Raw genomic sequence first — 21,029 nt, forward strand, 5'->3', positions numbered from 1 at the left:
CGCCGCTCTTGGCGCTTTGCGCGTTGGTGCTGGCGGCCACTTGCTTGGCGCTGTCGCCGGCGTTGACGATGACGGGCGTGGTGGTGCCGGCGCCGGAGGTGATGGTCAGCGTTTGCGCGGCCACGGTGTTGGAGTTGAAGGCGACCGGGATCGGCGGCGTGCCGGTCGGATTGGCGGCGACGGCGGTGCTGGCGGCCGCCTGCGAAATCGTGCTGGTCAGGCCCGAGCTCAGGGTGTTGTTGCCGATGTCGCCGGCCTTGGCGCTCTGGATGCCGACGTTGATGGTCTGGTTGGCATTGGCGCCGACCTGGAACTGGGTGCTCGTCAGGCTGCCGTCGAGCACGTTCTGGCCGTTGAACTGGGTGGTGTTGGCGACGCGGTCGAGTTCCGACGACAGCGACGACACTTCGTTCTGGATCGACTTGCGGTCCGAATCGGAGTTGGTGCCGTTGGCCGATTCGACGGCCAGCACGCGGATGCGCTGCAACAGGTCGCCGGCGGTGGTGAGGCCGCCCTCGGCCGTTTGCGCCAGCGAGATGCCGTCGTTGGCGTTTTGCGCGGCGCGGGAATCGCCCGAGATTTGCGACTGGAAGCGTTGCGAAATGGCCAGGCCGGCGGCATCGTCTTTGGCGCTGTTGATGCGCAGGCCGGAGGACAGGCGTTGCAGCGAGGTTTGCAGCGACGATTGCGAACGGTTCAGATTGTTCTGCGCGTCAAGCGACGCAATATTGGTGTTGATGGTTTGGGTCATGATGTTTCTCCGGACTAGAACTGCGTTGGGCTACTTGCTCATGTCACTTTGGTCTGCCCCCGCGTTATGGGACACTTAAACCGCCGTTGATACCAGTAACGGTTGCTCTAGAGGAAAGATGAGCCGGAGAAACAGGAAAAAAAGTCGCGCGCAGGGCTAAACTTTGCCCGGCCGCCGCGTTAAAGCGACAGCGAAACGCAATTCTTTAGGGCTGAAATAATTATTTTTTCGACCGGATTTGGGGGCGGCGGCGGGCGCGTTGAGGCAAACTAAGCGAAACTGTGCGCCGCCGCCCGGCCTGACGCCGCCGCGCCTCAGTCGGCGACGACGACGCGGTTCTTGCCGGTCTGCTTGGCCTGGTACATGGCCTTGTCGGCGCGCTTGACCAGCTCGCCCTGGTCTTCGTTCGGCCTGCGCAGGGCGACGCCGGCCGAGAAGGTGATGAGCACTTTCTCGTTATCGTGCAAAAAGAAGTGCTTGGTCAGCTCGCGCTGCAGGCGCGTCATCGTCTGCGTGGCCGCCTCGACCGACGTTTCCGGCAGCAGGATCAGGAATTCCTCGCCGCCGAAACGGGCGATCACATCCATCGAGCGCAGCGTGTCCTTGACGATTTTCACCAGGTGCTTGAGGGCCGCGTCGCCGGCGATGTGGCCGTAGGTGTCGTTCAGTTTCTTGAAGTCGTCCAGGTCCAGCATGGCGATGCACAGCGGCGTGCCGCGGCGGTCGGCGCGCGCCGTCTCGCGCTCGAACACGTCGTCCAGGCCGCGCCGGTTGAGGCTGCCGGTCAGCTGGTCTTCGCGCACCAGCTCGCTCAAATGCTGGAGCTTGGCCTCCAGCGTGTGGATGCGGCTTTCCGCCTCCTGCACTTCCTGGCGCGCCTGCACCATCTTGTCGCGCGCCTTGAGCGCCTCGGTCTGGACCACGCGGGTTTCGCGCAGCACTTCGTCGAGGATCTGGTTCAAGTCGCTGATATTGTCGGCCTTGCTGATCTTTTCCGAATAGCCGCCTATCTTTTCATGGAAGTCGCCGGTCGACGCCGCCACCACGCCGAGGCGGTCGATAAAGGTCATCATCATGTTCTTGACGGTGAGCTTGACGTCGCTGATGCTGTGCTTGAGCTGGCCCTGCTTGTAAATCACTTCCTTCAGGCTGCGCGTGGCCTCTTCCAGCGCGCGCTGGTCGAGCGGGCCGGCGATCAGGTTTTGCACGGCCTCGATCTGGCCGCGCAGCCAGCTGTCGTCGTCGAGCAGCTCGCTGACGTTTTCCAGCAGCAGCTTGAACAGGCGCAGCAGCAATTCCTGCTGTTCGCCCGTGTCGCCGCTCTTCAGTTCGATCTGGTAGCACAGCTGCTTGAGGCGCACGGCGATTTCGGACAAGGCCTCCTCGCTGTGGGCCAGCTTGGTGGCCGCGCCCAGCGATTCGGCCTCGGCCACGAGGGCCGGCGTGCCGCTGAGCAGCGAGGCGACGGCGAAGGTCAGGGTGCGGCTCAGCAGTTCGCGCAACTGCCGGCTCTGGTCGTTGTCCGGGGCGCCGGCCGTGGCGGGCGCCCCGGCCGTTTCGATGCCGGCTTTTTTGACGAAGTGTTTTTCCACCAGCTGCGACAGCGCGCGCGCGTAGCCGTCCCAGTCGCGGGCCTGGACGGCGCGGTTGAAGCGGCGCCCGAATTCGGCCAGGTCGCCGGGCGTGTCCGAGAGCCGGGTGGCGAACTCGCTGAGCACGGTTTGCGGGCCGGGGTCGGCCGTGCCGATCTGGGCCGGCGCCGCCGTGTCGGCGACGGCGGCGATGCCGGCGATTTCATGGTAGATGTCGCGATAGGCTTCCGGCGTCGGCGCGATGCGGCGCGTGGCCAGGCGGCGGAAGGCTTCGCGCGCGATGTCGGCCGGATTCTGTTGCTCGGCGCCGGCGGCCGCGGTGGCGGGGTACGGTGGTTTGCTGGACATGGTGCGCGCTGCCTTATTCTCAATGACGTATGGTCCAATGATAGGCCAGCGGCGGTCTATCCATAATTTCAATTAAAGCCGCTAAGCGGGCTTACTTTGCGGCATGCATTGTCGATCAGATAGTAAAGTTGCTTTTTGGTTAGCCGGCCCGCGCCATACGCGCGCTACTCGATCAGCTGGTTCTTGATCGCGTAATGGGTCAGCTCGGCGCTGTTCTTGAGCTTCATCTTGACCAGCAGCCGGGCCCGGTACTCGCTGACGGTCTTCACCGACAGCGACAATTCCTTGGCGATGGCGCCCACCGTCTTGCCGGAGGCGATCATGGTCAGCGTCTGGTACTCGCGGTCCGACAGGCTGTCGTGCGGCGGCGCCTCGTGGTCCTCGCCGACGTGGTTGGCCAATTCCTGCGCCAGCGCCGCGCTGATATATTTTAACCCGCCGGCGACCTGGCGTATCGCCGTCACCAATTCGCGCGGCGCGCTCTGCTTGGTCAGGTAGCCGGCGGCCCCGGCCTTGAGCGAGCGGATGGCATATTGATCTTCGCGGTGCATCGACAACATCAGCACGGCCAGTTCGGGCTTTTCCTTTTTGACTTGCTTGAGCACTTCGATGCCGCTGCGGTCGGGCAGCGAAATGTCGAGCAACATGACCTGGCAGTCGGACTTGCGGAACAGCTGGATGGCGTCGAAGCCGTTCTCGGCCTCGCCGGCGACGACGATGTCGCGCGTTTCGGCCAGGATTTGCTTCAGGCCGGCGCGCACGATGGCGTGGTCGTCGGCGATGAAGACCTTGATGATGCATTTTTCTGTCATGTGAGGAGGAGCTGCGCCTATGTCGGTGCGGCCGGATCGGCCTGCGCTATTGTAGCGTCTGCGGCGCCGCCTGCGGTTGCTGTCGAGTCGCCTGTTGCGCCCTTGCCGCCCCGGGCGCCGATCGCGGCCGCCGGGGCCGGCGTGCCGCCGGTGGCGTCGGCGGCGGCCGCGATCAGCGTTTCGCGCGGCGTGTCGACCTTGATCTTGATGGCGACGACGGTGCCGCCGCCGACCGCGTGGCTCAGCGTGAGCGTGCCGCCGAGCGCGTGGGCCCGCTCCGTCATGCCGCGGATGCCGAAGGACTGCGGCTTGGCGCGGTCGGCCTGCCAGATGCCGCCGCCGTTGTCGCTGATTTTCAGGCCGACGTGGTGGCGGGTGCGCGCCAGCTTGACCGTCACGCGGCTGGCGCGGGCGTGCTTGGCGATATTGGTCAGCGCCTCCTGGAAGATGCGGAACAGGGCGGTGGCGTGGTCGAGGTCGAGCTCGATTTCCTTGCGGTTGGAACTGAAGATGCAGCGCACGCCGGCCTGTTTTTCGAATTCCTTGCTCTGCCATTCGAGCGCGGCGACGATGCCCAGGTCCAGCATGGCCGGGCGCAGGTCGAGCGAGATGCGGTGCACGGCGTCGATGGTGCGGTCGACCAGGGCGTCGACGTAGCCGGCCTTGTCGTGCAGGTGCAGCGCCGCGTCGTCCGTGGGCAGGCGCGCGGTCAGCATCGCCAGCGCCATCTTGATGGCCGTCAGGTTGCCGCCCAGCTCATCGTGGATTTCGCGCGCGATGCGGGTGCGCTCCTGCTCCTTGACCTTTTCGATGTGGGCCGTCAGCTCGGCCAGCCGGGCGCGCGAATGGCGCACCTCCAGCTGCTCGAGCTTGCTCTCGGTGATATTGGTCATGATGCCTTCCCACTGCACGGCGCCGGCGGCCAGCGCGCGCGGCGTCGAGCGCAGATTGATCCACTTGACGTCCTTCCAGGCGTCGACCCAGATCCGGCCTTCCCAGTTCCAGCTCCACAGCGCGGCGGCCGAGCTCGCCATCGAATCGAGGTAGGCCTTGCGGTCGTCGGCCAGGATCAGGTTCAGGAAGCGCGCCGGCTCGGCCGCCAGGTCGGCCGCCGTCAGGCCCAGCAGCGCCTGGCAGCCGTCGCTCAGATAGGGGAAGCCGACGCGGCCGTCCGCATGCAGCACGAACTGGTAGACCAGGCCCGGCGTGTTGGAGACGATGGCGTCGAAGCGCGAGCGCACCTGTTCCAGCTCGGCGGCAAGCTGGAGCGGATCGCGCGTGGTGGGAACGGGGCTAGTGCTCATGGTCGGGAATGGTGGCTATCATCATTCATAAATTATGCTTCAAATCTTCATAATTTCCGGATTGATGGCGGCGATTGTGAAGCCTAAGATGGGTCATGTCAACGCCAACGCGGCGCCGGCATCCCCCCACCGCCGGCCGCGTTCCCGTTTCCTTGAAACGTCCACCACAGAAAGAGGTCCATCATGCAACGCTTGTCAGCCAAAGTCGCCATCATCACCGGCGCCAGCTCGGGCATCGGCCACGCCACCGCCACCCTGTTCGCCGCCGAAGGCGCGCAGCTCGTCGTCGGCGCGCGCCGCCAGGCCGAACTCGATCAACTGGGGGCCGACATCACGGCCGCCGGCGGCAGCGCCGTCGCCCTGGCCGGCGACGTGCGGTCGGAAGCCTACGCCGAAGCCCTGGTGGCGCTGGCGTTGAGCCGCTACGGCCGCCTCGACGTCGCCTTCAACAACGCCGGCACGCTGGGCGAAATGGGGCCCAGCACCGGCGTGTCGGCGCAGGGCTTCATCGACGCCCTGAACGTCAACCTGACCAGCGCCTTCCTCGGCGCCAAGCACCAGATCGCGGCGATGCAAAAAACCGGCGGCGGCTCCGTCATCTTCACCTCGACCTTCGTCGGCCACAGCTTCGCCTTCCCCGGCGTGGCCGCCTACGCCGCCAGCAAGTCCGGCCTGATCGGCCTGACGCAGGCGCTGGCCGCCGAATTCGGTCCCGAAGGCATCCGCGTCAACGCCGTGCTGCCGGGCGCGGTCGACACCGCCATGTACCGCGAAATGAACGACACGGCCGAATCGCAGGCCTTCATCACCGGCCTGCACGCGCTCAAGCGGGCGGCCCGGCCGGAGGAGCTGGCGCGCTCGGTGCTGTACCTGGCGTCGGACGACTCGTCCTTCGTCACCGGCACCGCCTCGCTGGTCGACGGCGGCGCGTCGATCACCCGCACCTGACCGTGGCGCGGCGGCGGCGCCACGCCGCCGTGTATGGTTGATAGGTTTATATGGCTGATACGAATCATATTATTTATACTATTTAGATGATAAGGAGCTTTCCGTGAAGACCGCTATCCTCATGTCCCCGACCCGCCTCGCCGCCGGCGTGGCCGCCGCCGTCGCCATGGCCACGGCCGGCGCCGCCGGCGTGCCGGCCTTCCCGTCGTCTTTCCACACGCAGGAAGTGGCCACCGACGGCGCCACGATCCACGTGCGGGTCGGCGGCAGCGGCCCGGCCGTCGTGCTGATCCACGGCTTCGGCGACACCGGCGACATGTGGGCGCCGATGGCGGCGGAACTGGCGCGCGACCACACCGTCGTCGTGCCCGACCTGCGCGGCATGGGCCTGTCCTCGCATCCGGCCGGCGGCTACGACAAGAAAACCCAGGCCGGCGACATCCGCGCCGTGCTCGCCAAGCTGGGCATCGAGCATTCGGACGTGGTCGGCCACGACATCGGCACCATGGTGGCCTATGCCTACGCGGCGCGCTATCCGGACCGCACCGACAAGTTGGTGGTGATGGACGCGCCGGTGCCGGGCATCCCGCCGTGGGAGCAGATCGTGCGCAGTCCGCTGCTGTGGCATTTCTCGTTCGGCGGCCCGGACGCCGAGCGCCTGGTGGCCGGCCGCGAGCGCATCTACCTGGACCGCTTCTGGAACGAGTTCGCCGGCACGCCGTCGAAGATCGACGAGGAATCGCGCCGCCACTACGCCGCCATCTATGCCCGTCCCGGCGCCATGCACTCGGCCTTCGCCCAGTTCCTGGCCATTCCGCAGGACGCCACCGACAACCTGGCGGCGATGGCGACCAGGCTGACGATGCCGGTGCTGGCCGTCGGCGGCGCCCAGTCCTTCGGCGCCAACGAAGCCATCGTCATGCGCAACGCTGCCACCGACGTCACCGAACTGGTGGTGCCGGACGCCGGCCACTGGCTGATGGAAGAGCAGACCGCCGCCACGGTGGGCGCCGTATCCGACTTCCTGCGACGGCCGAAGTAAGCGCGGGCGTGGCGTGAGGCCTAGGCGGCCGGCCCGATGGGCGGCACGGGCGTCATCGCCGGTGGGCGGCCCGCCGTCGCCGGGCGGCCGGGCGCCGCGACCGCGTGACAGGGCCGGGCGGCAAGCAAGCGCCGCGGCCCTGGTTTGCTTCAATGGCGGCGCGCCCGCCACAGCGCGGCCAGCCGGCGCAACAGGCGCTGCCAGTGCGGCGCCGCGTGGCGGCGGCCGCGCCGCAGCGCCGCGCTCATGGCCCGGGCCTGGCGCCACGCCGCCGTCGCCTGCAAGCTGGTGATGGCGCGCTCTTTCAGCGCCAGGAAGCGCGCCTCCAGCCGCGCGAACCACGGCATCGTCATCAGCGCCGGCCGCGTCAGGATGTAGAGCCGCGCCACGGCGGCCGCGCTGACCAGCTTGGCGACGATGACCACGGCCAGTCCCGACCACGGATGTCCGCTGCTCATCGCGTACAGCGCCACCAGCTTGACGGGAAACAGCAGCAGCGGCGGCAGCAGGAACAGCACCAGCGCCGGCACCGGCCGCAGCCGGGCTATGCGGCGCTCCAGCCGCCGCAGCGGCGCCCAGTGCGCCAGGCCCGCCGTCAGGCGCGCGCCCAGATTCCACAGCCAGTCCTCCAGCATCAGGAACAGGGCCGCCAGGTAGACCACGGGCGCCAGCAGGCGGCGCCGCAAAGTGTGCCATCGCGTCATAAGGACGGGCCGCCGGCGGCCGCCAGGATGTTATTGCTGGAATCATACGTGAAATGTGGCGCCGGCGGCGCAAACGCGCGGACGCGCGGGCGTGCACCCGCTACAATGGGCGCATGAACAAAGCATTCGTAAAAGAGTCCGACGGCGACGACGACGAGGACGCGGCGGCGCTGGCGCTGGCGATCCCGGCCGGCTCGAAAAACTACATCACGCCGGCCGGCTACCAGCGCATCAAGGACGAGCTGCTCGAACTGATCGACGTGGCGCGGCCGGAAGTGGTGCGCATCGTGCACTGGGCGGCGTCGAACGGCGACCGCTCCGAGAACGGCGACTATATCTACGGCAAGCGCCGTCTGCGCGAGATCGACCGCCGCATCCGCTTCCTCGCCAAGCGCATGGACTCGGCCGCCATCGTCGACCCCAGTGTGCACCACGGCTCGGACCAGATCTTTTTCGGCGCCACGGTCAGCTATAGCGACCAGCACGGCGAGGAGCGCACCATCACCATCGTCGGCATCGACGAGCTCGATCCGCTGAACGGCAAGATCAGCTGGGTGGCGCCGGTGGCGCGCGCGCTGACCAAGGCGCGCGAAGGCGACGTCATCACCTTCCAGGCGCCGCACGGGGTCGATGAACTGGAGATACTGGCGGTCAGCTATCCGGCGCCGGCCGCCGAGTGAGGGGCGCGGCGGCTGTCACGGTAGTTCCCGCGCGGCCAATCCGTCTGTCACGGCATCGGCCAGCAAGTCGACCGCGCGTTGCAGATTGCCCATGCTGAGCGTGTGCGCCACCCAGATGTCGAGCCGCATGGAAAAGTCCGGCGCGTCGACCACCGCCAGCGCCTCGCGCCAGGCGCTGTGGCGCAGCACGCTGCGCGGCACCAGCCCCAGTCCCATGCCGGCCGCCACCAGCCGCAGCTGAAGTTCCGTGCCGTGGCTGTCGACACCGAGCCTGAGCTCGCGGCCCGCGCCGCCCATGGCCCGCTCCAGCGCCGCACGGTAGCCGCAGCCCAGAGGATTGAGTATCCATTCCTGTTCGGCCAGTGCGGCGATGCCGGCCCGCGGCGCCACCAGCGGCCGCTGCCGGCTCTGCGCCACGACCACGTCCAGCGTGGCGACGCGGCGTCCGCTCAGGCCGGCCGGCAGCGCGGCCTGCGACGGCAACATCAGCGTGGCGGCGTCCAGCGTGCCGTCGGCGAGCTGGCGCTGTAGCGACGAGCTCCCTTCCGTGTGCAGCTTGACGTCGAGGGCGGGGAACGCCGAACGCAGCCGCATGACCACATCGAACAACACCATTTCGCCCACCACCTGCGTCAGGCCCAGGCGGAAGGTGCCGGCCGGCGCCGCCCCGGCGCGCGGGATCTCGAGCAGGCGGCGCGCGCCCACCATGAGCGGCAGCGCCTGCTCATAGACCCGGTGCGCCAGCGCCGTCGGCAGGGGCGGGCGGCTGTCGCGGTCGAACAGCGCCGCCCCCAGCACCTGTTCCAGATGCTGGATGCGGCGCGACACGGCCGATTGCGTCAGCGACAGCGCATCGGCCGCGCGGGTCAGTGAGTGGTGGTCGATGACGGCGACGAAGGCGGTCAGATCTTCAAATAGCATGCGTATTTCTCATTTTATATATGTAAATTATGCGCTTGTGACATTCTACCTCGCCGCCTATCATCGATTGCACTGGACGCCACCGCGTTCATGCGGCTGGCGCCGATCGGCGCCGCCGCCGCCCAGCCACTCGACGAGGTCCCATCATGCCATTAGCCCGTATCAGTCTTTCCCGCGACGCCACCGCCGACACGGTGCGCGCCATCAGCGACACCGTGTATGAGGCGATGATCGAGGTCGCCAGCGTGCCGGAACACGACAAGTTCCAGATCGTCAGCCGCCACGCCACCGACGAACTGATCTACCCGGAACAGGGATTTCTCGGCGTCGTCTACAGCGCCGCCATCGTGTTCATCCAGGTCACGTGGAACGCGGGGCGCACCACCGACGTGAAAAAAGCCTTTTACCGCGCCATCGCCGATGGCATCCATGCCAAAACCGGCCTGCGCAAGGAAGACATCATCATCAACCTGGTGGAGGTGCAGCGCGAGAACTGGTCCTTCGGCAACGGCGACTTGCAGTACGCACCGGTTTAAGCGAGGCGCTGCGATGAAATTTGTCACTTCCCTCCATGCGGCGCCGCGCCGGCCCTAGTAGCCGGCGCCGGCCGCCGCCGGGGGCGCCGCGCCGGCGGCGGGCAACTGCGCCAGCGTAGCGCCGATGATGCGCAAGGCGGCGTCCACCTCGTCCTCGCCGATGTCGAGATAAAACACGGCCCGCACCGCGCCGGCGCCGGACGGCAGCAGATACAGTCCGCGCGCGTGCGCCGCCTCGACGAAGGCGGCGGCGTCGTGGCGGGCCAGGCTGAAGCGCACGATATTGGTTTCCACCGTGGCCAGGTCCAGCGCGATGCCGTCGATGCGCGCGATGCCGGCGGCGAAGCGCGCGGCCAGCTGGTGGGTCTTGAGCAGCCGCGGCCGGTGATGTTCCAGCGCGTGCAGCGCGCCGGCGGCGATGATGCCGGCCTGGCGGAAGCCGCCGCCGATCTGCTGCTTGAAGCGCCGCGCGCGTGCGATGAACGCCGCCGTCCCGGCCAGGCAGGAGCCGACCGGCGCCCCCAGCGCCTTCGAGAAGCAGACGCTGACCGTGTCGAACGGCGCCGCGTACCGCGCTTCGCTGATGCCGGTGGCGGCGCTGGCGTGCCACAGGCGGGCGCCGTCCAGGTGCAGCGCCAGCGCGTGTTCGCGTCCGCGCGCGGCCACGGCCAGCAAGGTGTCCAGCGGCCACACCGCGCCGCCGCCCAGGTTGTGTGTGTTTTCCACGCACAGCAGGCGTGCCGGCGCCTGTATCGTGGCCGGGAAGAAGCGGTGCGCCCGGCCGATGGCGTGGTCGAGGTCGTGGGGCTGGAAAATGCCGCGTACGCCGGGCAACAGGCGCGGCAGCACTCCCGCGTACGCCGCCAGCGCGCCGCCCTTCAGCAGGTAGACGTGGGCGCTCTGGTCGAACAGCACCGCGTCGCCCGGCTCGGTGTGGGCGCGGATCGCGACCTGGTTGGTCATCGTGCCGGTCGGCATGTAGACGGCCGCCTCCTTGCCCAGCAGTGCGGCGGTGGCGTGCTCCAGCGCCCGCGCGGTGGGGTCGTCGCCGTAGACATCGTCGCCGACGTCGGCGTGGGCCATCGCGGTGCGCATGGCCGGGGTCGGCCGACTGCAGGTGTCGCTGCGTAAATCGATCATGGTGTGCTCCTCGTTGAGATGGCCCCACCATACCGGCGATGCGGTGTCACTTCTTGAACGAAATTGCGGCCGGACGCAGGCTGTGGGCCAGCATGCCGGGCGTGTAGCCCAGCGTCAGGCGGAAGGCCCGCGTCATGTGGGCCTGGTCGGCGAAGCCCGCCAGCAGCGCGGCGTCGGCCAGCGCCACCCCGGCGAGGACGGCGTGGCGGGCGTGCTGCACGCGCAGCTGGCGCAGGTAGGCGTGCGGCGGCAGCCCGTGGATGGCCTGGAACTGGCGGATCACCTGGAACTTGCCCAGCCCGCTTACCTGACTCAGTTCGGCGATCGTGACGGCGCGCGCGGACTCGGCGGCCAGCAGTTCGCGCACGCGCGCGATGGCCGGCGCATGGCGGGCGGCGGCGGCCGGCGCGCGCGCGCCGGCGTGGCGGGCGAAGGCGTCGTGGATCACGGCCAGGTACAGGCCTTCGAGTTCGAGCGGATCGGCGTGCGGGTCGGCGGCGGCGTCGTGCAGACGGCTCAGGCGCCAATACAGCCGGGCGTCGCTGACCACCGGGCGGTGGAAATGGGCCGCCGGCAAGCCGCCGAACACCTCGTCGAGCGCGGCGCGCACCCGCGCCGCGTCGGGATACATCATGCGGTAGCGCCAGCCGTTTTCGGCGCCGGGCCAGCCCGAGTGCACGACGCCCGGCGCGATCAGGGCCACCGAGCCGGACGGCATGTCCAGCCGCCGTCCCTGGTCGTATTCAAAGGCCTGGCAACCGCTGTCGATCACGCCGATCGCGTATTCCTCGTGGAAATGGCGCTCGAAGCGCTGGCCCCGGTAATCGGCGCGCAGGAACACCGTGCCCGGCAGATGGGTGTTGCGCCAGGTGGCCAGGTCGGGGGAGTGCTTGTGTGTCATGGCGAGGGCGGGAAAAAAATCACTGTACCATGCGCGCGTGGGCCACGCCGCCGCCGTTTCCGCTGCGCTGGTGGGCATCGGCGCAGCACCGCGCTGTGGTGCCACGGCCCTGTCGCGCCGCCGGCGGCGTCCGCGGTCCCACGGACAGCGGCCGGGGCCTAGTTGCGTTCGCGCAGGATGCGGTTGACGCCGGCGACGCGCCGCACATTGCGCAGCAGTCCGGCCAGGTGCACGCGGTCCTTGACCTGGATCGTGAAGCGCAGCTGGTGCAGCACGTGCTCCTTGTCCTCGTCCATGCCGACGTAGGTGATGTTGGCATCCGATTCGCCGATCTCGGCGGCCACCCGCGCCAGTATGCCTTTTTCATTATTGATGAGCAGCTTGATGCGGCTGTCGAAGCGGCGGTTGACGTCGGCGCCCCACTTGACGGCGATCCAGCGGTCCGGCTCCTTGGCCTTTTGCCGCTTGGCCAGCGTGCAGTCGCCCGTGTGCACCAGCAAGCCCTGGTCGCGCCGCAGCTGGCCGATGATCTGGTCGCCCGGTATCGGCAGGCAGCATTGTCCCAGTTGCACCGACACGCCCTCGCTGCCGCAAATGGTCACCGGGTCGAGCTCGGCCGCGCTGTTGTGGTCGATGGGCGCGCTGGCCGATTCGCCGCCGATCAGGCCGAAGATGTGGCGCGCCACCAGCGCCGCCATGCGCTTGCCGATGCCGATGTCGGCATACAGTTCGTCGAGCGACTTGGCGCTCGATTCGTTGAGCAGGCGTTCGATCAGTGGCGCGTCCGGCACCGGGTCCAGGCCCAGCGAGGTCAGCGCCTGCGCCAGCAACTGCTGGCCCAGCGTGATCGATTCGGGCAGGTTGATGGTGCGCAGGTGGTGGCGGATCGCCGAACGCGCCTTGCCGGTGCGCACGAAGGACAGCCAGGTCGGACTGGGCCGCGACGACGAGTCCGTCACCACTTCGACGATGTCGCCGTTGCGCAGTTCCGTGCGCAGCGAGGCCGGCTCGTTGTTGATGTTGACCGACACCGTGTGGTCGCCGATGCCGGTGTGGATGGAGTAGGCGAAGTCGATCGCCGTGGCGCCGCGCGGCAGGGCGATGATCTTGGACTTCGGCGTGAACACGTAGACGGAATCGGGGAACAGGTCGACCTTGACATGTTCGAGGAATTCGGCCGAGTCGCCGGTCTGTTGCTGGATGTCGAGCAGCGATTGCAGCCAGGCGTGGGTGCGCTGCTGCAGGTCGCTCAAATTCGAGTCGCCGTTTTTATACAGCCAGTGCGCGGCCACGCCGGATTCGGCGGTGCGGTGCATGTCCTGGGTGCGGATCTGGAATTCGACCGGCGTGCCGTAGGGGCCGATCAGCGTCGTGTGCAGCGACTGGTAGCCGTTCAGTTTGCGGATCGCGATGTAATCCTTGAACTTGCCGGGCATGGGCTTGTACAGCGAGTGCAGCGTGCCGAGCGCCACATAACAGTTGGGGAAGCTGTCGACGACGACGCGGAAGCCGTACACGTCGAGCACCTGCGAGAACGACAGATGCTTGTTGCGCATCTTGCGGTAGATGCCGTACAGGGTTTTTTCGCGGCCGTAGACTTCGGCCTCGATCTCGGCCAACGACAAGGTGTTCTTCACCGATTCCAGGATCTTGGTGACCACTTCGCGCCGGTTGCCGCGGGCCGCCTTGACGGCCTTGGCCAGCGTGCGGTAGCGCATCGGGTAGAGGTGCGAGAACGACAGGTCTTGCAGCTCGCGGTAGATATTGTTGAGGCCGAGCCGGTGCGCGATCGGCACGTACACTTCCATGGTCTCGCCGGCGATGCGGGCCTTCTTGGCCGGCGCCATCACTTCCAGCGTGCGCATATTGTGCAGGCGGTCGGCCAGCTTGATGAGGATGACGCGCACGTCGGACGCCATCGCCAGCAGCATCTTGCGGAAGTTTTCCGCCTGGGCCTCGATCTGGCTCTGGAATTCGATTTTTTCCAGCTTGGAGAGGCCGTCGACGAGGCTGGCGACGGGCGCGCCGAAGCGTTCGATCAGCTCATCCTTCTTGACGTCCTGGTCTTCCATCACGTCGTGCAGCAGCGCGGCCATGATGGCCTGGGCGTCGAGCTTCCAGTCGGCGCAGATCTCGGCCACGGCGATCGGGTGCGAGATATACGGCTCACCCGATTTGCGGACCTGGCCCAGGTGCATCTCGTCCGAGAAGCGGTAGGCTTCCTTGACCTTTTTCAGGTCGGCCGGCGTCATGTACTCGGCCAGCTTTTCGGTCAGGTGCGTGACGGAGGCGACGCCGGCCGTCAAGGGCAGCGGGGTCGCCAGCGGCGAGGAGGAGATGACGACGGGCGCGCCGGACGCGGCCGAGCCGTTGGAAGCGATGGACGTGACTGAGCCCGGCGCGGCGGCCGGGCTTTTGTCCCGCTGGGCGGGCTTGCCGGTCGGTGCTGGGTCGGCAGGAGTCAAGTTCATACTGGTGGCGGTCCGTCGCGGTGAGAATGGGAAAATACTACCAGAGGGCTTCAATTACTGCTATCCGCGCCATTCGCACTGTCCGGAAACGCCGATCCCAACTTACATTGGAACCTTTTTCAACATTTCAATACCGACCTTGCCGGCGGCGATTTCGCGCAGCGCGACGACGGTGGGCTTGTCCTTGGCGTCGACTTTAGGCGTGTGGCCTTGCAGCAGCTGGCGCGCGCGATAGGTGGCGGCCAGGGTCAGCTGGAAGCGGTTGGGGATACTTTTCAAGCAATCTTCAATTGTAATACGAGCCATCTTAACTCCTGGGGAACGTGTCTAGCGGGGACTTCGGTTTATTCGGCGTGGATGCCCAGTTGGGCGAAGAGCGAGGCGTTGCGGGCCGCTTGTTGCGAGAATCGGCAACGGGCCGCTCGGACGATCGCGCTCAACTCCGACAGGGCGACCGAAAATTCTTCGTTGATGATAGCATATTCGAACTCCGGCGCGTGGGCGATTTCGCCGCCGGCCGCCAGCAGGCGGCGCGTGATGACGTGCGGCTCGTCGGTGGCGCGCTTGTTCAGGCGCTGTTCCAGCGCCGCGATCGACGGCGGCAAAATGAAGATGCCGGCCGCCTGCGGGAACTGTTTTTTCACCTGGCGCGCGCCTTGCCAGTCGATTTCCAGCAGGATGTCGGTGCCGGTTTTCATCTGCTGCTCGACCATGATGCGCGAGGTGCCGTAGTAATTGCCGTGCACTTCGGCCCATTCGAGGAATTCGCCGGCCTCGGCGCGCGCGGTGAAATCGTCGGCCGACGTGAAATAGTATTCCTTGCCATGGGTCTCGCCCGGACGCGGCGCCCGCGTGGTCGTCGAGATCGACAGCTTGATGGCCGGTTCCTGCGCCAGCAGCGCGTTGACCAGCGTCGATTTGCCGGCGCCGGACGGCGCGACCACCATGAACAGGCTGCCCGCAAAGGCGTTCGCTTGGGTCATACTGTGCTTTCTATTGTGTTGTTTGGTCAGATGTTGCGACCTTGGGGCAGGGAGCGTTTACGGCGAGTATAGTATTTCTATACTTCGGTAATCGGGCATTTTACCAAACAACGACTGCGGCGGGCGGGCCGGTCTGTTGACGCCGGCGCACTCCAGCCCGGTCGCCATCAATTTCAAATAAGAACCATAGGCATTGATGTTTGTGTCATCGGCAACGGCGATAGCTATCTGATCGGCAACATGATCTATACTGAAACCCCTGGCCGCCGGCCCGCCCGAGACTTGTTCGATCCACCATGACGTTCACCACCACCGCCCACGCGGCGCGGCGCCGATGAAGCTCGATCCGCTGTCGCTGCAATTACTCATCAGCGTGGTCGAGGACGGCACCATCGCCGCGGCGGCCGCGCGCCACCACATCGCGGCGGCCGCCGTCAGCAAGCGCTTGAGCGAGCTGGAATACAAGCTGTCGACCGAGTTGCTGATCCGCAGCAACAAGGGCATCCAGGCCACGGCGGCCGGCTACACGCTGATCAACCTGGCGCGCGGCGTGCTGCGCGATCTGGACGACATCGTCTTGCAGATGCAGGATTTCGCCGCCGGCACGCGCGGCTCGGTGCGGGTGACGGCGAATATCTCGGTCATGACGCAGTTCCTGCCGCGCGCGCTCAAATCGTTCCACGAGAAATATCCGCTGGTGCGGGTGCTGCTGGAGGAAAAGGTCAGCACCGCCATCCTGCTCGACGTCGCCAACAACGTGTCCGACATCGGCATCTACACCGAGGTGCCGCACGGCGACAACGTCGAGGTCTATCCCTATGGCGTCGACCAGCTGGTGCTGATCGTGCCGAAGGGGCATCCACTGGCCGGGCGGCGCACGGTGCCGTTCGCCGAGACGCTCGATTACGATTATGTCGGGCTGCACGCCGGCAGCAGCCTGCACTATCAGATGGCCGAGGAGGCCAGCAAGCTGGGCCGCTCGCTCAAGCTGCGCATCCAGGTGCTCGGCTACGACGCCCAGTGCCTGATGGTGGAGGCGGGGCTGGGCATAGGCATCTTGCCCAAGGCCAGCTTGCGCACCTATGGCGGACTGGCGCTGGAGCAGGTGGAGCTTGACGAGAGCTGGGCGCATCGGCGGCTGTCGATCTGCGTGCGCCGCTACGACGCGCTGCCGGTGGCCGCCAAATTGTTCTTCGACCATTTGCAGGGCGCGAAGTAGCGAACGGGTGCGGTCCGGTGGCGGCCCATGCGGCGCCCGAAGGACGCGCTCGCTGGCCCCGCGCGCCGTCCCGCCGGCAAAAAAACCACGCCCGCCGGCGCGCCGCTGCGCCCCATCCCAGCCCTTGCCGCCCCGTCGCGCCCGATTCTTGTTGACACTGCCGTCGCCGCCGCCATCGCATTGCGCGATGGCACCTGCGCGTTTGAGCTCTTTACGAGTGGCAACTATCCAGATCATCATGGCTGAAAAACCAAAGCCACTGTGATACCCGGCGTCCACCAGAGCGTCCGGCAACCGATAAAAAACGGAGATGAGATGCATACCACAACCATCGATGAGGCGGGCGGCGCGGCGCTGCCTTCGCCGCGCCAGCAATACCTGACCCTGGGCGGCGCCTGGGTGGCCTGGCTGTTCGACGCGCTCGACGCCAGCATCTTCGGCTTCGTCATGCTGGCCATCGCAGCCAGCTTCGCCGTCAGCCTCGGCGACGTGGTGTCGACGGTGGCCTGGTTCCTGCTGGCGACCGGCCTGGGCGGCTACACCCTGGGCAATGTGTCCGACCGCATCGGCCGCAAGAAAACCATCTTGCTGTCGGTGCTGGCCTACGGCACCGGCACGCTGCTGTGCGGCTACGCCCACAGCCTGGGCGAATTGAATGCTTACCGTTTCGTGGTCGGTTTCGCCGTCGGCGGCCTGTGGTCGGCGGCCGCCTCGCTCATCAGCGAAGTGTGGAAGCCGGAAGGCCGCGCCAAGGCGATCGCGCTGATGCAGACCGGCTGGTCCGGCGGCAATCTGCTGGCCGCCATCTTCGCCTGGAATCTGCTCGACGCCGGCAACCCGGAATCGTGGCGCACGCTGTTCATCTACGCCAGCCTGCCGGCCTACGCCACGTTCGTGTTCGTGCTGCTGTGTGTCGATGAGTCGCCGGTGTGGCTGGCCAACCGCGGCTTCATGCGGCAAAACGCGGCCAAGGCCAGTCCGCTGGAAATCTTCCGCCCGCCCCATCTGCGCCCGGTGCTGCTGGCGCTGACGATCTCGGTGCTGGGCATGCTCGGCTACTGGATCATCCTCACCTTCACGCCGGCCTTTTTGCAGAACGTGCTGCACGTGCGCATCGACCAGGCGCCGGTGTTCCTGGTGTGGAACGCGCTCGGCGCCATGGCCGGCTATATCGCCTACGGCGCCTTGGCCGAGCGCATCGGCCGCCGCAAATCGTTCATGGTCTTTTTCCTCGGCATGACGGTGATGGTGCCGGTGTTCACCTTCGGCGCCGGCATGATGCCGCTGACCGACGGCAAGCTCGCCTTCACGCTGCAAAACATCGCCACGCTGGGCGTGCTGGCCGCGCTGCTGGGATTTTTCACTGGCTATTTCAGCGGCTTCGGCGCCTGGTATTCGGAACTGTTCCCGACCAGCATACGGTCGACGGCGTCCGGCTTTTGCTTCAATTTCGGCCGCGTCGGCGCCATCGCCGGCATCAAGCTGGTGCCGCTGCTGATTCCGGTGATCGGTTTCACGATGACCATTTCGCTGGCATCGGTGTCGTATTTTCTCGCCGCCTTGATGGTCTTTTCGCTGAAAGAGACCAAGGGCGCCGTGCTCACCAGCGGCAATTAACCCACTGTTCAAAGGATTGCATATGACTACCTACCGTATCGGCCAGATCGTACCGAGTTCCAACACCACGATGGAAACCGAAATCCCCGCCATGTTGCAGGCGCGCTACGCGCAATTCCCGGAAGAGCGCTTCACCTTCCACTCGGCGCGCATGCGCTTGAAGCACGTGACGGCGTCCGAGCTGGCCAAGATGGATGTCGACAGCGACCGCTGCGCCATCGAGTTGAGCGACGCGCGCTGCGACGTCATGGGCTATGCCTGCCTGGTGGCGATCATGAGCCAGGGCCTGGGCTACCACATCCAGTCCGAAAAACGGCTGACGCAGACGGCGGCCGACAACGGCGGCCCGACCCAGGTGGTGAGCTCGGCCGGCGCGCTGGTCGATGCGCTCAACGAGCTGGGCTTCAAGAAGGTGGCCGTCATCACGCCCTACATGAAACCGCTGACCAAGCTGGTGGTCGACTATATCGAGGACGCCGGCGTGCGGGTGACCGATGCGATCAGCCTGGAAGTGTCGGACAACCTGGAAGTGGGCAAGCTCGATCCGCTCGACCTGCTCAAACACATCGAGCGCCTCGACCATTCGGACGCCGACGCGGTGGTGCTGTCGGCCTGCGTGCAGATGCCGTCGCTGGCCGCGATCCAGCTGGTCGAAGACCGGATCGGCAAGCCGGTGCTGTCGGCCGCCGTCGCCACCGTCTACCAGATGTTGAAGAAGCTGAACCTGGCGCCCATCGTGCCGAATGCCGGTTATCTGCTTTCCGGCAAGTTTTAAGTGATAATATCGGCATGCCATCGCCGCCTGCGCGCGCCGGCCGGGCGGCGGCGGCCGATACCGCAGCGCTAGGCGGCGCGGCGCGCCGCCCGGCTATCACTTATGGCAGAGCCCATCACCCGATGGCGGCTGCTATGCTGCCCTCAACCGCCCCCATCCGGCATGGCGCGGCCGGGCGCGCGCACCATCTCACGGCAGCACCGCATCTAGGCTGTAGCGCATCACCGTCTTACCGCATCATCGACCGCCCGACCGCTTAAAAGGCTGACCGCCTAACCGTAGCACCGCAGCACCGTCTTGCACATGGCGCGACCGCATCCCGCCTGCCCGCCACGTGCGGCGGCGCGTCACCGATAATACAGCCGGGCCCGTGCCCGGTCTTCACCGCCTGGACGCGAGACAGGCCGATTCCGCAGCGTCACCGCGCTGCTCTCTGTAGGGGAAATGTAATGAACGTCAATAATATAAGAATCGGCAAACGGCTCGGCAGCGGCTTTGCGGTGATCCTCGGTTTCGCCATCGTCATCGGCGGCATCGGCATCTGGCGCCTGGAAGCGGTGGCCACGGCCACGCGCGCGATGATGCGCGAGCCGCTGGCCAAGGAAAGGATGATCTCCGACTGGTACAACAAGGTCGACGTCGGCATCCGCCGCACCATGGCCATCGCCAAGTCCAGCGATCCCTCGCTGGGTCCGTATTTCAAGGAAGAGAACATGGCGGCGGTGCGCGATTCGAGCGTACTGCAAAAGAAGATCGAGGCGCTGCTGAGCGACGACGCTGAGCGCAGCCTGTTCCAGCAGGTCGGCGAGCAGCGCAAGCGCTTCATCGCTTCGCGCGACCAGATCGCCAAGTTCAAGGCCGACGGCCAGGGCGAGGAGGCGCAGCGCTTGTTCGATGCCGAGTTCGTGCCCAGCACCACCAAGCTGCTCGACTCGATGCGCCAGCTGTTGCAGATGCAGCGCGACACCATCGACGCGACCGCCCAGGCCGTCGATGACATCGACACGTCCAGCCGCAACCTGATCGCCGGCCTGCTGGCGCTGGTGATCGCGCTCGGCGCGTTGGCCGCGTGGTTGCTGACGGTCGGCATCACCGGGCCGCTGCAGCGGGCCGTCGGCATGGCCAGGCGCGTGGCGGAGGGCGACCTGAGCGGCACCATCGACGGCTGCGCCCGCGACGAAACCGGCCAGCTGCTGCAAGCGCTGCACGATATGAACACCAGCTTGCACACCATCGTCACCCAGGTGCGCAGCGGCACCGAGACGATGGCCACGGCCGCCGGTGAAATCGCCAGCGGCAACCTGGACCTGTCGGCCCGCACCGAGCAGCAGGCCGGCGCGCTCGAGGAGACCGCGTCGACCATGGAAGAACTGACCTCGACCGTCAAGCAAAACGCCGACAACGCGCGCCAGGCCAACCAGCTCGCCATTTCGGCCTCGGCCGTGGCGGAGCAGGGCGGCGCCGTCGTGGCGCAGGTGATAGAGACCATGAGTTCGATCAACGCCTCGTCGCGCAAGATCGTCGACATCATCAGCGTCATCGACGGCATCGCGTTTCAAACCAATATACTGGCGCTGAACGCGGCGGTCGAGGCGGCGCGGGCCGGCGAGCAGGGCCGCGGCTTCGCGGTGGTGGCGTCGGAGGTGCGCAACCTGGCCCAGCGCTCGGCGGCGGCGGCCAAGGAAATCAAGGTCTTGATCGACGACTCGGTCGACCAGGTGGGGGCCGGCGCGGCGCTGGTCGAGCGCGCCGGCGCCACCATGGGCGACGTGGTCAGCAGCGTGCGCCGCGTGACCGACATCATGGCCGAGATCAGTTCGGCGTCCGACGAGCAGCGCAGCGGCATCGAGCAAGTCAACGAGGCCATCACGCAGATGGACGGCACCACCCAGCAAAACGCGGCCCTGGTCGAAGAGGGCGCGGCGGCCGCGCAGTCGATGTTCGACCAGGTGGGGAATTTGAATGAAGTGGTCAGCGTGTTCAAGCTCGGCAATGCGGCGCCGGCGGCGGCACGCCGTCCGGCCCCGATGGCGATGACGAAGGCGGCGCCGCGTGTGGCGGTGCCGGCGCGGCTGACGGGCGCGGCGCCGCGTTTGCGGCCTGCGGCTCCGGCCAACCGCCCGGCGCCGGCGTCACTTCAGCCCACGGCCAAGGCGACCGCCAAGGCCGACGCCAACGACGGCTGGGAAGAATTCTGACGCCGGCTCCCGCGCCCTGAAACGCGGATCGGCCAGCCGCAACAAAACTGGGGTCAGGGCACGGTTTCGAATGCATCTCTCGAAACC

Annotated in this window: 18 protein-coding genes and 1 pseudogene; 8 read left to right on the plus strand and 11 right to left on the minus strand. The window is 66.8% G+C overall.

The features are described from left to right. From Q0S71_RS15150 to Q0S71_RS15165, 4 genes and pseudogenes are all read right to left on the minus strand, one after another. Positions 1 to 751: pseudogene (locus Q0S71_RS15150) on the minus strand (flagellin); the annotation flags it as partial. A gap of 314 nt (positions 752 to 1,065) precedes the next feature. Then, positions 1,066 to 2,691 (minus strand): GGDEF domain-containing protein, encoded by a 1,626-nt coding sequence (locus tag Q0S71_RS15155; RefSeq protein ID WP_295997264.1) that lies wholly within the window; start codon positions 2,689 to 2,691, stop codon positions 1,066 to 1,068. A 164-nt stretch (positions 2,692 to 2,855) separates the two neighbouring features. After that, positions 2,856 to 3,503: a response regulator transcription factor gene (locus tag Q0S71_RS15160; RefSeq protein ID WP_295997267.1), complete on the minus strand. Its 648-nt coding sequence runs from the start codon at positions 3,501 to 3,503 to the stop codon at positions 2,856 to 2,858. Between the two features lie 17 nt (positions 3,504 to 3,520). Then, a complete protein-coding gene (locus tag Q0S71_RS15165) occupies positions 3,521 to 4,807 on the minus strand; it encodes a PAS domain-containing sensor histidine kinase (RefSeq protein WP_295997270.1) in 1,287 nt (428 codons plus the stop codon). A gap of 183 nt (positions 4,808 to 4,990) precedes the next feature. Between Q0S71_RS15165 and Q0S71_RS15170 the strand changes: the two genes are divergently transcribed. Together Q0S71_RS15170 and Q0S71_RS15175 are read left to right on the plus strand one after the other, a co-directional pair. Further along, the gene (locus Q0S71_RS15170) at positions 4,991 to 5,755 is read left to right on the plus strand and encodes an SDR family oxidoreductase (protein ID WP_295997273.1); all 765 of its coding nucleotides are present in this window, start codon (positions 4,991 to 4,993) and stop codon (positions 5,753 to 5,755) included. Between the two features lie 166 nt (positions 5,756 to 5,921). Further along, positions 5,922 to 6,797 (plus strand): alpha/beta fold hydrolase, encoded by an 876-nt coding sequence (locus Q0S71_RS15175; RefSeq protein ID WP_295997307.1) that lies wholly within the window; start codon positions 5,922 to 5,924, stop codon positions 6,795 to 6,797. A gap of 149 nt (positions 6,798 to 6,946) precedes the next feature. Here Q0S71_RS15175 and Q0S71_RS15180 read toward each other — a convergent pair whose 3' ends face one another. After that, the gene (locus Q0S71_RS15180; protein WP_295997276.1) at positions 6,947 to 7,501 is read right to left on the minus strand and encodes a hypothetical protein; all 555 of its coding nucleotides are present in this window, start codon (positions 7,499 to 7,501) and stop codon (positions 6,947 to 6,949) included. A 113-nt stretch (positions 7,502 to 7,614) separates the two neighbouring features. Between Q0S71_RS15180 and greB the strand changes: the two genes are divergently transcribed. Further along, a complete protein-coding gene (gene greB / locus Q0S71_RS15185; protein WP_295997278.1) occupies positions 7,615 to 8,181 on the plus strand; it encodes a transcription elongation factor GreB in 567 nt (188 codons plus the stop codon). Between the two features lie 15 nt (positions 8,182 to 8,196). On the opposite strand, the gene Q0S71_RS15190 is transcribed toward greB, so the two are convergent. Continuing rightward, a complete protein-coding gene (locus tag Q0S71_RS15190) occupies positions 8,197 to 9,102 on the minus strand; it encodes a LysR family transcriptional regulator (protein WP_295997281.1) in 906 nt (301 codons plus the stop codon). A 146-nt stretch (positions 9,103 to 9,248) separates the two neighbouring features. Between Q0S71_RS15190 and Q0S71_RS15195 the strand changes: the two genes are divergently transcribed. Further along, entirely contained in the window at positions 9,249 to 9,638 is a 390-nt protein-coding gene (locus Q0S71_RS15195; protein ID WP_295997283.1) for a tautomerase family protein, read from the plus strand. A 54-nt stretch (positions 9,639 to 9,692) separates the two neighbouring features. Here Q0S71_RS15195 and Q0S71_RS15200 read toward each other — a convergent pair whose 3' ends face one another. The 5 genes from Q0S71_RS15200 to gmk all read right to left on the minus strand — a co-directional run bounded on the left by Q0S71_RS15200 (position 9,693) and on the right by gmk (position 15,133). Then, the gene (locus Q0S71_RS15200; RefSeq protein WP_295997286.1) at positions 9,693 to 10,778 is read right to left on the minus strand and encodes a low specificity L-threonine aldolase; all 1,086 of its coding nucleotides are present in this window, start codon (positions 10,776 to 10,778) and stop codon (positions 9,693 to 9,695) included. Positions 10,779 to 10,824: 46 nt separating this feature from the next. Continuing rightward, on the minus strand, positions 10,825 to 11,679 hold the full coding sequence (locus Q0S71_RS15205; protein ID WP_295997289.1) for an AraC family transcriptional regulator: 855 nt from the start codon (positions 11,677 to 11,679) through the stop codon (positions 10,825 to 10,827). 158 nt (positions 11,680 to 11,837) lie between these two features. After that, positions 11,838 to 13,931, minus strand: a complete 2,094-nt coding sequence (locus Q0S71_RS15210; protein ID WP_295997310.1) for a bifunctional (p)ppGpp synthetase/guanosine-3',5'-bis(diphosphate) 3'-pyrophosphohydrolase — start codon at positions 13,929 to 13,931, stop codon at positions 11,838 to 11,840. 321 nt (positions 13,932 to 14,252) lie between these two features. Further along, positions 14,253 to 14,456, minus strand: coding sequence for a DNA-directed RNA polymerase subunit omega (gene rpoZ, locus Q0S71_RS15215; RefSeq protein WP_295997292.1), 204 nt, complete (start codon positions 14,454 to 14,456; stop codon positions 14,253 to 14,255). Between the two features lie 38 nt (positions 14,457 to 14,494). Next, positions 14,495 to 15,133: a guanylate kinase gene (gene gmk, locus Q0S71_RS15220; protein ID WP_295997295.1), complete on the minus strand. Its 639-nt coding sequence runs from the start codon at positions 15,131 to 15,133 to the stop codon at positions 14,495 to 14,497. A 334-nt stretch (positions 15,134 to 15,467) separates the two neighbouring features. On the opposite strand from gmk, the gene Q0S71_RS15225 reads away from it, so the two are divergent. The 4 genes from Q0S71_RS15225 (at position 15,468) to Q0S71_RS15240 (ending at position 20,942) form a co-directional block, all read left to right on the plus strand. Then, on the plus strand, positions 15,468 to 16,352 hold the full coding sequence (locus tag Q0S71_RS15225; protein ID WP_295997298.1) for a LysR substrate-binding domain-containing protein: 885 nt from the start codon (positions 15,468 to 15,470) through the stop codon (positions 16,350 to 16,352). 315 nt (positions 16,353 to 16,667) lie between these two features. After that, positions 16,668 to 17,969 (plus strand): MFS transporter, encoded by a 1,302-nt coding sequence (locus Q0S71_RS15230; protein WP_295997301.1) that lies wholly within the window; start codon positions 16,668 to 16,670, stop codon positions 17,967 to 17,969. Positions 17,970 to 17,991: 22 nt separating this feature from the next. Further along, entirely contained in the window at positions 17,992 to 18,744 is a 753-nt protein-coding gene (locus tag Q0S71_RS15235) for an Asp/Glu racemase (protein ID WP_295997304.1), read from the plus strand. A gap of 449 nt (positions 18,745 to 19,193) precedes the next feature. After that, positions 19,194 to 20,942 (plus strand): methyl-accepting chemotaxis protein, encoded by a 1,749-nt coding sequence (locus Q0S71_RS15240; RefSeq protein ID WP_295997306.1) that lies wholly within the window; start codon positions 19,194 to 19,196, stop codon positions 20,940 to 20,942. Positions 20,943 to 21,029: the final 87 nt, after the last annotated feature.

It is taken from the genome of Rugamonas sp. (genome assembly GCF_025354735.1).
Lineage (GTDB): Bacteria > Pseudomonadota > Gammaproteobacteria > Burkholderiales > Burkholderiaceae_D > Rugamonas.

What these genes read in the sequence shown, in the direction of transcription:
- Q0S71_RS15205 (WP_295997289.1), bottom strand. Translation starts at nt 11,679, where the DNA reads ATGACACACAAGCACTCCCCCGACCTGGCCACCTGGCGCAACACCCAT.
- Q0S71_RS15200 (WP_295997286.1), bottom strand. Translation starts at nt 10,778, where the DNA reads ATGATCGATTTACGCAGCGACACCTGCAGTCGGCCGACCCCGGCCATG.
- Q0S71_RS15165 (WP_295997270.1), bottom strand. Translation starts at nt 4,807, where the DNA reads ATGAGCACTAGCCCCGTTCCCACCACGCGCGATCCGCTCCAGCTTGCC.
- Q0S71_RS15180 (WP_295997276.1), bottom strand. Translation starts at nt 7,501, where the DNA reads ATGACGCGATGGCACACTTTGCGGCGCCGCCTGCTGGCGCCCGTGGTC.
- Q0S71_RS15225 (WP_295997298.1), top strand. Translation starts at nt 15,468, where the DNA reads ATGAAGCTCGATCCGCTGTCGCTGCAATTACTCATCAGCGTGGTCGAG.
- Q0S71_RS15240 (WP_295997306.1), top strand. Translation starts at nt 19,194, where the DNA reads ATGAACGTCAATAATATAAGAATCGGCAAACGGCTCGGCAGCGGCTTT.
- Q0S71_RS15235 (WP_295997304.1), top strand. Translation starts at nt 17,992, where the DNA reads ATGACTACCTACCGTATCGGCCAGATCGTACCGAGTTCCAACACCACG.
- Q0S71_RS15175 (WP_295997307.1), top strand. Translation starts at nt 5,922, where the DNA reads ATGGCCACGGCCGGCGCCGCCGGCGTGCCGGCCTTCCCGTCGTCTTTC.
- greB (WP_295997278.1), top strand. Translation starts at nt 7,615, where the DNA reads ATGAACAAAGCATTCGTAAAAGAGTCCGACGGCGACGACGACGAGGAC.
- Q0S71_RS15155 (WP_295997264.1), bottom strand. Translation starts at nt 2,691, where the DNA reads ATGTCCAGCAAACCACCGTACCCCGCCACCGCGGCCGCCGGCGCCGAG.
- Q0S71_RS15170 (WP_295997273.1), top strand. Translation starts at nt 4,991, where the DNA reads ATGCAACGCTTGTCAGCCAAAGTCGCCATCATCACCGGCGCCAGCTCG.
- Q0S71_RS15160 (WP_295997267.1), bottom strand. Translation starts at nt 3,503, where the DNA reads ATGACAGAAAAATGCATCATCAAGGTCTTCATCGCCGACGACCACGCC.
- Q0S71_RS15190 (WP_295997281.1), bottom strand. Translation starts at nt 9,102, where the DNA reads ATGCTATTTGAAGATCTGACCGCCTTCGTCGCCGTCATCGACCACCAC.
- Q0S71_RS15195 (WP_295997283.1), top strand. Translation starts at nt 9,249, where the DNA reads ATGCCATTAGCCCGTATCAGTCTTTCCCGCGACGCCACCGCCGACACG.
- Q0S71_RS15210 (WP_295997310.1), bottom strand. Translation starts at nt 13,931, where the DNA reads ATGACGCCGGCCGACCTGAAAAAGGTCAAGGAAGCCTACCGCTTCTCG.
- rpoZ (WP_295997292.1), bottom strand. Translation starts at nt 14,456, where the DNA reads ATGGCTCGTATTACAATTGAAGATTGCTTGAAAAGTATCCCCAACCGC.
- Q0S71_RS15230 (WP_295997301.1), top strand. Translation starts at nt 16,668, where the DNA reads ATGCATACCACAACCATCGATGAGGCGGGCGGCGCGGCGCTGCCTTCG.
- gmk (WP_295997295.1), bottom strand. Translation starts at nt 15,133, where the DNA reads ATGACCCAAGCGAACGCCTTTGCGGGCAGCCTGTTCATGGTGGTCGCG.